This is a genomic window from Streptomyces sp. NPDC026589, from assembly GCF_040638385.1.
Classification (GTDB): Bacteria; Actinomycetota; Actinomycetes; order Streptomycetales; family Streptomycetaceae; genus Streptomyces.
In genome coordinates, this window is record NZ_JBEZYG010000005.1 from 247,252 (window position 1) to 258,760 (window position 11,509).

Genomic DNA, 11,509 nt, shown 5'->3' on the forward strand with positions numbered 1-11,509 from the left:
CTCAGTTCTCGCCGAGCACGTCGAGGAGGACGCTGTCGAGTACGTCCTTGTCAACCGACGTCGAGGTGCGCATGGCCATGCGATCAGCGGCTGTGACGGTGTCGCGGATCTCGCGGAAAGCCGCCCGCACGGCCGTGAACAGGTCACGGTCGTCGCCGCGTTCACGCCAGGTCACCGGATACCTGACCTCGACCAGAACGTCCCCGTCGTTGCGGAACGCGTTGATGTCCAGCACAAACGGCGATCGGTAGTCCCCGGCTACTGTTACGTCCGCCGGGAGGTGCAGGACCTCGATATCGCCGGCGTGCCTGCTCCGGTCGCCCAAGTAATTGAAACTGACCTGCGGGCGGACATCGGCCAGCAGGGCCCTTTCCTCGCCGAGATCCGAGTCGAACCACCGCAGGGCGCCGAACGCGAACCCCTTGTCGGGAAGATTCTCGAACGAGCGCCGGATCGAATCGAGGGTGCCGTCCACACCGTCCTCGACCTTGACCAGGTGGGGAAAGGCGCTGGTGAACCACCCCACTGTTCGGCTGAGGTCATGGTCACCGGCGAACGGTTCGCGGCCATGGCCTTCCAGGGTGAACAGGATCCGGTCCTGTCCCTTCCAGGAGCCCAGCGCGCGGGCGATGACGGCGATGATGACCTGGCCGGCATCGAGCTGATCGACGTCCCGTGCCTTGTCGAAGAGACCACCCACGTCAGCCTCGTCGAAGCGGATCACCTCGGCGACAGTGTCCTCGCGCACGACGTCCCGTTCGGGGAACAGGTCGGCGGTGCCACTCGCTGCTCGCGCCAGATCGGTCCAGTAGGGCACCTGCGAGCCGAAGCCGCCGTCCCGCGTATACCTCTCGAGCTCGGCGACCCAGTCCGGGAACGGCATGGACTTGGGCACGAACTCGACGTCCGGGTCCGCCAGGCCCGCCAGGAGGTCCTCCACCAGGACTCCCCAGGAGACCACGTCCACCGCGAGGTGATGGACAGCCAAGGCACACTGCTCGCCCCGCTCACCCAGCCCGGTCGCCACCGCAACGGCCGGCCCGCCACGGACATCCACATGCGCCTGCAACGACCGCAGGTACTCCGATCGGCAGTCCTCGGCCAGTCCCTCAGGTGCGGCTTCGGCATGGACCAACGGCTCCGCGTCCGGGTCCCGGATCAGGAGGCCACCGTGGTCATCGATCTGGACACGGAGCAGGTCGTGATATCGCGCCAGACGCGACACGGCATGCACCAACCGGTCTTCGGGTACCGGCTCCGCGAAGGTGATCAGCATCGACTGGGTGAACACTCTGACGTGGTTGTCGACGTCGCTGAGAAACCGCTGCTGGATAGGGCTCGGGACGATGCGACCGGTTACCGGCGCCTGATCGTAGACCTGGACCTCACGCTGACCCTCCGGACCACCGGCCGCCTTCTCCGCCAAGGTGCGGACCGTCAGATGTTCGAGGAGATCGCCGACCTGGACCGGGATGTCGGCCTGCTTGAGCGCCGAGACGATCTGAATGGCCTTGATCGAGTCGCCGCCGAGCGCGAAGAAGTTGGCGTCGACGTCTTCCACGGTACGGCCGAGCACGCGGGACCAGGCGGCGGCGATACGCCGCTGCATATCGGTGGTCGGGCCGCTCGCCTCTGCCTTGGACGAGACCTCCGGTCGCGGCAGCGCCGCCACGTCCACCTTGCCGTTCTTGTTCAACGGGATTTCGTCGGTGGGGATGGTGAACGCCGGCACCATGTAGGGCGGGAGGCGCCGCTCCAGCGCTGACCGCAGTCGCGCGTCGTCGGGTTCGACCCCTTCCGCGTACCGCACCCACAGACAGAGGCTGCGGCCGCCCTCACCGCTTTCGTACGTTCCGGCGTAGGCCAGTTGGACGTACGGCTGCTCCAATGCGACATGGATGATCTCGGCGAGCTCGATGCGGTATCCGCGCAGTTTGATCTGATCGTCGATGCGCCCTGCGTAGTAGATCAGCCCGTTGTTCTTGAGGGTGACTAGGTCACCGGTCTTGTACAGTCGCCGGCCCGGGACGGCCGGCGAGGTGACGAATCGTTCCTCGGTCAACTCGGGCTGATGGAGGTAGCCGTCAACCAGCCCGTCGCCGCCGATGTACAGCTCACCCCGCGCGCCGATCGGCTGGAGCCGCAGTTTCTCGTCGAGGACCCACACCGAGGTGTCGTTGATGGGCCGGCCGATGGGTATCGCGTCCCGTTCGTCGAAGCTGTCGAACCGGTGCACCGTCGCGAAGACCGTCGACTCGGTCGGGCCGTATGCGTGGGCGATCCGTCCGGTTCCGAGCAGGTCGAACGCTCGCTTGACGTGTGATGGGGAGGCCACCTCACCGCCGAAGATCATCATGCGGATGCTGCCCAGGCGTTCCGGCGCGTGGTCGATCAACGCGTTGAACATGGCGGTGGTGATGAAGAAGCTGGAGACCTCGTGCTGCTCGATCGCCGTGCCGAGCCGGTCGAGGTCCAGCACATCAGCCTTGTCCATGATCACGAGGGAGGCGCCGTTGGTGAGTGCGCCGAAGATGTCGTAGACCGAACCGTCGAACGAGTAGTCCGACAGCATGAGGAATACGTCGCTGCTGTCAGGCTGGGCGAAGGTCGACGGGCGGGCGACGCGAAGCGCACCTCGCTGCCGGGTGACCGATCCCTTCGGGGCCCCGGTGGTCCCGGACGTGTACATGATGTAGATCGGGTCGTCGCTTCTGCTCGGCAGGCCCGGGTCACCGGTTTCGCCGGTCAGCCCCATGCAGGAAGCGAGATCCGTGACCCGCACTCCTTCGGAGGCGAGCTCAGTGGCTTGGGCCATCCGGCCGGCCGAGGCTACGAGGGTGTCCGCGCCCGAGTCGTTCACCATGATCGCGAGTCGTTCGGCCGGGAAGTCGAGGCTCAACGGCAGGTAGTGCCCGCCCGCCTTGAGAACGCCGAGTATCGCGACGATCATGTCGAAGGAGCGGTCCATCAGGAGTGCGACCGGCCGGCCGGTCGCCGAGCCCTGTCGCGTCAGGCCGTGCGCGACACGGTTGGCACGGATGTTGAGCTCGCGGTACGACATCCGCTTATCGCCCATGATCAGTGCCGTCTTGTCCGGGTCGGCCGCCACTTGCCGTTCGAACAGGCCGACCACGCCCACCGTGTCGCGTGCCGGTGTCGGTGTTGTCGCGAGCTGCTGGATGCGCTCGACCTCCCGCGGGGGCATCAGATCGAGGGTGCCCAGCGCGGCATCGTCCCGGGCGGAGAGGAAGGAACGCAGCAGCGTCACATACCGATCCGCGTACAGCGCGATCGTCTCCTCCGTGAACAGGCCGGTCGCGTACTCCCACTTCATCAGGAGCCCGTCGTCGACCACCCGGGTACTGAGGGTGATGTCGTACTTCGTGCTGCCGTCGTCGAAGAGAATGACCTGGCCGTCCTCGCGGTCCAGACCCATGTCCACGTTCTGGTGCACGAAGCACACGTCGAACATCGGACGGCGTCCGGGTTCCCGCGGCGGAGCGATCTCCTCGATGATCGATTCCAGCGGATAGATCTGGTGCTCGAAGGCGCCCAGCACCGTGGACCTCAGGCCCGTGAAGAACTCGTCGACGCTTGACTTCGGATCAGCGGTGATGCGCAGGGGCAGCGTGTTGACGAACATCCCCACGAGGTCCTGGTACGTCAGGTCCGGCCGGCCCATGACGGGAGCCCCGACCACGATGTCGTCGTGCCCGCTCATCCGGGACAGCAGCTGCTGGAACACGCCCAGGAGCACGGTGTAGAGGGTGAGGTTGTGCCCGCTCGCGTAGCGCTTGGCCTCCTCGAGCGTCCGCGCGTCCAGCTCCACGAAGTGGGTCGCCCCGGAACCCGTGATGACGCCGGCCCGCTGCCAGTCGGTGGTCAGCTGGAGCGTCGGCACTCCGTCGGCGAACCTGCTCACCCAGTAGTCACGGTGCGCGGCCACCTGGGTGCCGCTCTGCCGTTCGCGGAGCTCGAGGACCGCTGACCGGTAGCTCCGTGCCAGCGGCGGCGGCTCCACGGCGTCAGAGATCATCGAGAAGTCGCGGAGCAGGATCCCCATCGACATGCCGTCGATGACCGTGTGGTGGAAGTCGACCGCCACGCAGCTCACGTCGTCGTCGAACTCGAAGTATCCGACCCGGAACAGAGGCCCCTCGTCCAGTTGGAAGGGCCGCACGAACTCCTTCATCTGTTCCCGCGCCTTGTCCTCGTGCGTCGCCCCACCGGCGGGGCAGGCCAGCCGCCGATGGTCGATCGTCACCGGAACCTCAGCGTGGACACGCTGCAACGGCTCACCGTCGACGAGATGGAAGGTCGATCGGAGGCTGTCGTGCCGGCGCACCAGCGCACGGATGCTGGCTTGCATCTGCCCCAGGTCGATGGTGCCTTGCCGGATGGTCAGCGCGGTCTCGTTGTAGGCGATGGACTCCTCGTCGAGCCGGCTGGACCAGAATATGCCGCGTTGCGACGCGGTGAGGGGCAACTCGTACGTCTCGACGACGGTCTCGCGCCGCGGTACGTCCCGGGACCGGCTGTTCGTGCGCTGGAGCAGGTACTCATCGGTCAGCCCGTAGCTCTGGTTGAGCACCTGGGCGAAGTCGTCGAAGTACCGTTCGGCCAGCAACGCCCCGACGGGGATGTCGAGGTCGAGCTGCGCGTTAAGAATGTTGGTGATCTTGATCGACGACACCGAGTCCCCGCCCAAGGCGAAGAAGTCGTCACCACCGCGGACGGTCGGGTAGCCGAGCACATCGGACCAGACCCACGCGATCACGCGACGGTGAGGTTCCGGGTCCGGTTCCCCCGCCAGCGGCGACGGCTGCTCCAGGACCTCACGGACCCAGTCGTCCGCGCCGGACTCCGGCTCAGCCACGGGGGCCGCGCCCGGCGCCGCGCGCACGCTCTCGTCCCAGTACCGCGCGTGGTCGAACAGCTGAGGCGGGAGCGGCACCCGGCGGACCCCGGCGTCCCGCTCCAGCGCCGCGAACGGCCGGTCGCGGCCCTCGAGATACCGCCGGGCGGCGTCCGAAAGGTGCCGGAAACGGTCGGGGAGATCGGTCCGCCGACCGGTTCCGGCAGTGTGGGGCGCGGTAGCGCCCGGATCCCGCGGACCGGTGTCGGCCGTGGGGAAGTCAAGGTCGGCACGCCACACGACGACGTCGTCGCGGGACGCCCGCTCGTCATGCGGACGCAGCAAGCGCCGCAACCCTTCGACGAGTCCCGCGCGGTCGTCGCACATGATGACGGCGCGGACGGGCTGGTGCTCCCGACCCACCTGCATCGTGAAGCACACGTCGTCGAGGCGGTACTCGGGGTGGTTCTCGAGCGACGACAGCTGCACGGCCGCCGTCTTGACGAGAAGGTCCTCGTTCCGCGCCGAGATCGGGTAGAGGTTCGGACCGTGGCCGGTACCCGACCGCCGCGCCGCGGCAGGCGCCTCCTCCAGCACCACGTGACTGTTCGTCCCGGTCAGGCTGAAGCTGCTCACGCCGGCCCGACGCGGGGTCTCGCCCTCCTCCCAGACGCCGAGGCGGTCGTTCACGTACACCGGCGAGTCGGCGAGATCACCGTAGGCGTTCGGTACGTCGAAGTGCAGTGACGGCGGAATGACGCCGTGCTCCAACGACAGGAGGGTCTTGATCAGCGACACCAGACCCGCGGCCCCGACGGTGTGACCGACGTTCGTCTTCACCGAGCCGATGGCGCAGAACTGCTTGCGGTTCGTGAACGCGCCGAAGGCGCCCTTGAGCCCCTTGATCTCGATCGGGTCACCCAGGGAGGTTCCCGTACCGTGCGCCTCGATGTAGGACAACGACTCCGGTGCGATGCCCGCCCGCTTCCAGGCGCTGATGAGCAGCTCCTGCTGCGACCGGGCGTTCGGGGCGGTGATGCCGTTGCTGCGGCCGTCGCTGTTGACCGCGTTGCCGATCACGATGCCGTAGACGTGGTCCCGGTCGGCGAGCGCGCGTGACAGCGGCTTGACGAGGAGACCGGCCACGCCCTCGCTCCACACCGTGCCGTTCGCCGCGGCGTCGAACGCCCGCACCCGGGCGAAGTCGGACTCGGTCTCGTTCCCGAGGCCCAGCGGCTGGAGAAGGAGGTTGATCGCACCGACGAACGCGGTGTCGCAGTCACCTTGCCGGATGGCTTTCGTCGCCGCGTCCAGTGCGATCAGGCCGGACGAACACCCGGTGTCGAGGACGGTGGCCGGACCTCGGAAGTTCAGGTGGTACGACAGCCGGCTGGCCAGAATGCCGGACCACGACCCTGAGACCGCGGCGAAGTCCATCTCCGGCAGGAACGGCAGATAGGACTTCATCATCCGGTGCGTGTGATCGTTGCCGACGAAGATTCCGGTCTTCGACCCGTGCAGATCACTTCTGGAATAGCCGGCGTCCTCCATCGTCTCGACGAGGACTTCCATCATGTTCCGGTGGTACGGGTCGAGTTCCTCGGCGGCCTTCGGGGGGATACCGAAGTACTCCGGGTCGAAGAGGTCGACCCGGTCCAGGTAGCCGCCCCTCTTCACATACGCGGCCCCGCCGTCGATGCGCCGGAGATCCTCCACCCGCAGCTCCGGGAAGTCGCCGATCGACTCGCGACCGTCGACGAGGTTGCTCCAGAATGTCTCCTTGTCCGGCGCACCCGGCAGCCGGCAGGCGATGCCCACGATCGCGATCGGGTCGTCCGTTTCCTCCTGGGCCGGCCCGATGGCCCGAATGAACTCCTTCGCCAGGTCCGCATCGAGTTCCTTCTGCTTTACCTGGAGGAGCAGGTACTTCAGGAGTTCCTTCTTCCGGGCCTGCCGGGTCGCACCAGTCACAGCTGCTCCTCGGCTTCGATGCCGCCGAAGACCGAGAACAGCTCCGAGTCGCCGATCTCCTCCAGGACCTCTTGGAGTGCCAGGTCGGTGCCGCCGTCCGCCGCGGCTTCCCGGCCGCCGTCGGAGGACCCCTGACCTATGTCATCCGGCTCCTCGCCGAGTTGCCCGCTGATGTGGCCGGCGAGATCGGCGACGGTGGCGTACGAGAACAGGTCCGCGATATCGACCTTGCCCGGGAAGGCCTCGTCGATCCTCGACAGCAGCTGTGCCGACATGAGGGAGTTTCCGCCCATTTCCTGGAAGCCGGCATGGGCGTCCACCTCGGCGAGGCCGAGGACGGCCCCGTAGATCGCGCCCACCCGGGACTCGACCGGGGACGGGTCGGAGAGGCCGGTGAGGCGCACCTCCACCGGTGCCTCATCCGCTTCCGCCGCGGTCGTACCGAAGTTCTCAGCAGCCTCGGCCACATCCGACGGGATCTCGAAGGGCAGGCCGCGCAACTGCTCTTTCAGCACCGGTATGTTGAACTCGGCCGGGATGACGCCGACGGCGGGGTTCTGGAGGAAGTAGGCCAGCCATGCCCCCCCTTCCGCTGCCGACACGGCTGTGAAGGGCGCGTCGTGGGCGCCGATCCCGTAGTCGGCCGCCATCCCGGCACCGGTCCACGTGGGCCAGTTGACCGAGAGCACGGGAAGGCCCTCGGCGCGGGCCCGGACGGCGAGCGAGTCCATGAAAGCGTTGGCGGCGCAGTAGTCACTCTGACCGGGGCCGCCCATGATCGCGGTGATCGACGAGAAGAAGACCAGGAACGCCCCGGGGTGCTCTCGGGCCAGGTCCACCAGGGCCACGCTGCCGTCCACCTTGGGCGCGAGAACGGAGTCGAAGACCGCCCGCTTCTTGGTCGCGAGGAAGCCGTCACCGGCGACACCGGCCGCGTGCACGATGCCCCGCAGCCGCACCCCGTCGGCGCGGAGGCGGTCGGCCAGGTCGCGGACCGCAGCGGGCCGCGACACGTCGCACGGCAGGTACTCGGCCACGCCGATGGCCTCGACGTTCTTCCTCTTCTGCTCGTTCAGCTCCGACCGGCCGACCAGGAGGACGCGTTCGGCGCCCTGGCGGGCCATTTCCGAGGCGATGGTGAGGCCGAGGCCCCCCGCACCTCCGGTGATCAGATACGTACCGCCCTCGAAGAGCTCGTCGGCCTTCACTGCCTCGGCGTAGGTCAGATGCCGCGCGTACGTCTCCGAGCCGCGGACGGCCCGCAGCGACGGTCCCTCGCCCCTCAGCAGTTCGCGCACGAGGTGTGGCACGTCCCCGTCGGCGGACGCGTCGACCACGTCGACCGGCAGGTGTTCCTGCCCGATGACGAGCGCCAGGGAAGCCGTGGCGGCGGAGTAGGGGTCGGTCATCGCGTCGTCGGCCACGACCGGCCAGGCGTCCTTGCCGAGCACCTTCAGCCCGCGGGGCAGCTTCACGCGATGCGCCCCGAGGCCCTGGTAGAGCTCGAACAGCGCGTCGACGCCGCAGGATCGGCGCTTCTCGTGCGACAGTCCGGCGCCCGCGGCGAAGTCCGTACCGAACACGATGCCCTTCACCTGCTCCCGCAGCAGCCGCTCGCACAGCAGTCGCACGCCCTCGGGGTCCGGCGCGTACAGGTCGCGGTCGGGATCGGACTCCTCGCCGAGGTAGCACGGTACGACCTGGTGTCCGTCGGCCTTCACCGCGTCGATCACCTGCCGGCCCGCCGTGGTGTCCAGCACCACCACGGCCCACACTGCGCTCTCGTTCCCGGAGGCGCTCGGCGCTGGGGCGCTCTTCGACGTCGGCTTCCAGCCCACCTTGAGGAACCGGCTCGGCCCCTGAAGACTGAAGCTCTCCCAGTCGACCTTCTTGACCGTGTAGTCGGTGATCTCGGCGAACGGGCGACCGTCCTCGTCGACGAGGACGACGTCGTAGGTGATCGTCTCGCCGTTGTCCCGCGCGACACGGATCGACGTGTAGAACGTCTCCGGCATGCGCCCGTGGAGCACGAAGTGCTTGTACATGTAGGGCAGGTAGGTGTGCCCGCTGTCCTGCGAGATGAGGTTCACCGCGTTGTCCAGCTTGGCCGGATGCAATCCGAAAGCCTCGGTCTCGGCATCGACGTCCTGGAGCCGGAGCAGGGCGAGTGCGCCGGCCTCGTGGTTCCACACCGTCCGGACGGAGTCCCAGCGCGGACCGAACTGGAATACCCCGGTGTCTCCCGCGAAGGGGTACGGGTCCTCGATCGCGACGGCCGCCTTCTTGGACGCTCCGATGTCGAGAGACCTGGGCTGGTGGTCGCCGACCGGGCCTACCCGGCCCTCGGCGTGCGCGATCCATTCACCGTTCCGCTGACTGGCGATCTGGAACGTATAGCCGCTGACTGCGCGCACGAGGCGGGTCTGCACGACGGCACCGACCCCGTCCTGTACGGCCAGGGGAACGAGGAAGAAGACGTTGTCGAACCGCATACGCTGCGTGTTCTCCACCGCAGCGTATGCCGCGCGGGCCATTTCGAGATACGTCGTTCCCGGGATAACCGAGGTGTGACCGATCCGGTGGTCCGACAGCACCCAGTGCCGATCCACCGACAGCGTGTTCTCGAATACGACGCGCGAATCCGACCGGCTGACCTCCGCGCCGAGCAGCGGGTGGGTCCGCTTGACGGCCGCAACCCCGTCGACGTGCGTCTTCACAGGCTTGGCCCAGTGGCGGACCTTCTCGTACGGATAGGTGGGCAGCGGCACACGTCGCCGGGCCTCGCCGTCATAGTACGGTCCGAAGTCGATGGAGGCGCCACGGATGTACGCATCGCCCAGGCCGGCGACGCCTGCCCCGTCGGACTGGATATCGGCGATCTGGGCATTCGCCGACTTCGCGAGCCGCCGGGCGTCCTTGGCGGTGATGTCGCCCGGCTCCGGGGCGTCCTTCTTTTCGCTCACCATGGCGTGCACACCGTAGAAGATTCCCTGATCCGGGGAACTTCCGAGACCACGCCGTCGCAGCCGGTCCAAGGATTCGGCGAGCTGATCCTTCGTCGCGGCGACTACGAGTACCCGGTGCTCGTAATGGCCACGTCCGATGTTGGAGGTGTAGCAGATGTCGGCCAGCGACCAGGGGGAGTCAGCCAGCATGATGCTGTACTGGTCCAGCAGTTCCCGCAGCCCTGCGTCGGTCTTGGCACTGACGGTGAAGAAGTAGCGCTCCTGTCGCTGCTCCTCGCTGCGGTACTCGGGGGCTTCCTCCAGCACAACGTGACTGTTCGTGCGGATGAATCCAAACGAGTTGATGGCGGCGCGGCGCGGACCGTCGCCGGCCTCCCACGGCCCCAGCCGGTCATTGACGTACAGCGGACTGTCGGGGAAGTTGATGTACGGGTTGGGCTCCTCGAAGTTGCCGGAGGGCGCCAAGGTACGCGTCTCCAGCGACTTCACGACCTTGGCAAGGGACGCCACCCCCGATGCGGCCACCATGTGGCCCATCGTCGTCTTCAGTGAACCGACCCCACAGAACTGCCGGCGAGCGGTGTGCCGACGGAAGGCATTGGTCAGGCCCTTGATCTCGATAGGGTCGCCGAGCACCGTTCCGGTGCCGTGCGCCTCCACGTAGCTGATGGTTTCCGGGTCGATGCCGGCCTTCGCCCACGCGTCGAGGATCACCCTCTCCTGCATCAGCGCGTTGGGCGCGGTGATGCTGCTGGAGGCGCCGTCGTTGTTGATGGCGGAGGTCTTGATGACCGCCCGAATGTGATCGCGGTCGGCCAGTGCACGATTCAGTGGCTTGAGCAGGACGATGCCGGCGCCTTCGGCCCACTGCGTCCCGGTCGCACGGGCGTCGAAAGTGCGCACAGCGTCATCGGACATCACACTGTCCAGGCTCAGCCCCGCGCCGTACTCGGCAGTCGTCTCGCCGAGCGTCGTGAGGTTGAGACCGCCGGCCAGTGCCATGTCGCATTCGCCCAGTACCAACGACTGGATGGCCTGATGGATGCTGACGCTGCCCGCCGAGCACGCGGTGTCCAGCATGAGACACGGCCCTTTGAGGTCCAGCAGGTAGGAGATCCGGCTGGCCACCAGGCCCTCCCACGAGCCGGACAGCTGCATCGGGTTCTCCTCGGAGACCATGCGGTAATACGAGTGGTTCGTGTAGTCACGACCGAGGAACACTCCCGTATTGCTCCCCTTGACACTCGTGCCGCCGTATCCGGCGTTCTCGAGCGCTTCGTAGGCAACTTCGAGTGCGACCCGCTGGTGGGGGTCCATGTAGTCCGCCTCGAGCGGCGGGATCCCGAAGAATCTGGCGTCGAACTGGTCGATCCGTTCCAAGTATCCGGTGCGCGCGTATATCTTATCCAGATCGGCCTCATCGACCACCCTGCCGAGCAGCAGCTCGGAATAGTGGGGGTCTCGCAGGACCTGGTTCAGATCATTCTTCCGCAATTGCGGATAGTCGCGGATCGATGATTTCCCGACCTTGAGCAGCTCCCAGAATTCATCGACCCCGTCAGCTTCCGCAAAACGTCCGGCCAAACCGATCACGGCGACGTCCTGGTGCAGCTTTCCCTTGGTCAACTCGACCAGCAGCGCCTTGGCCTCTGCTTTGCTGATCTGCTCCTTCACGAGCTGCTGAAGGATGAAAGACTTCACGTTGTCCATCTGGATC

2 protein-coding genes are annotated in these 11,509 nt (G+C 67.0%); both read right to left on the reverse strand.

The features are described from left to right. Position 1 precedes the first annotated feature (1 nt). Entirely contained in the window at positions 2-6,826 is a 6,825-nt protein-coding gene (locus AB0F29_RS11180; protein ID WP_361870048.1) for an amino acid adenylation domain-containing protein, read from the reverse strand. Continuing rightward, on the reverse strand, positions 6,823-11,502 hold the full coding sequence (locus AB0F29_RS11185) for an SDR family NAD(P)-dependent oxidoreductase (protein WP_361870051.1): 4,680 nt from the start codon (positions 11,500-11,502) through the stop codon (positions 6,823-6,825). Before AB0F29_RS11185 ends, AB0F29_RS11180 begins: the two co-directional genes overlap by 4 nt. Positions 11,503-11,509 lie beyond the last annotated feature (7 nt).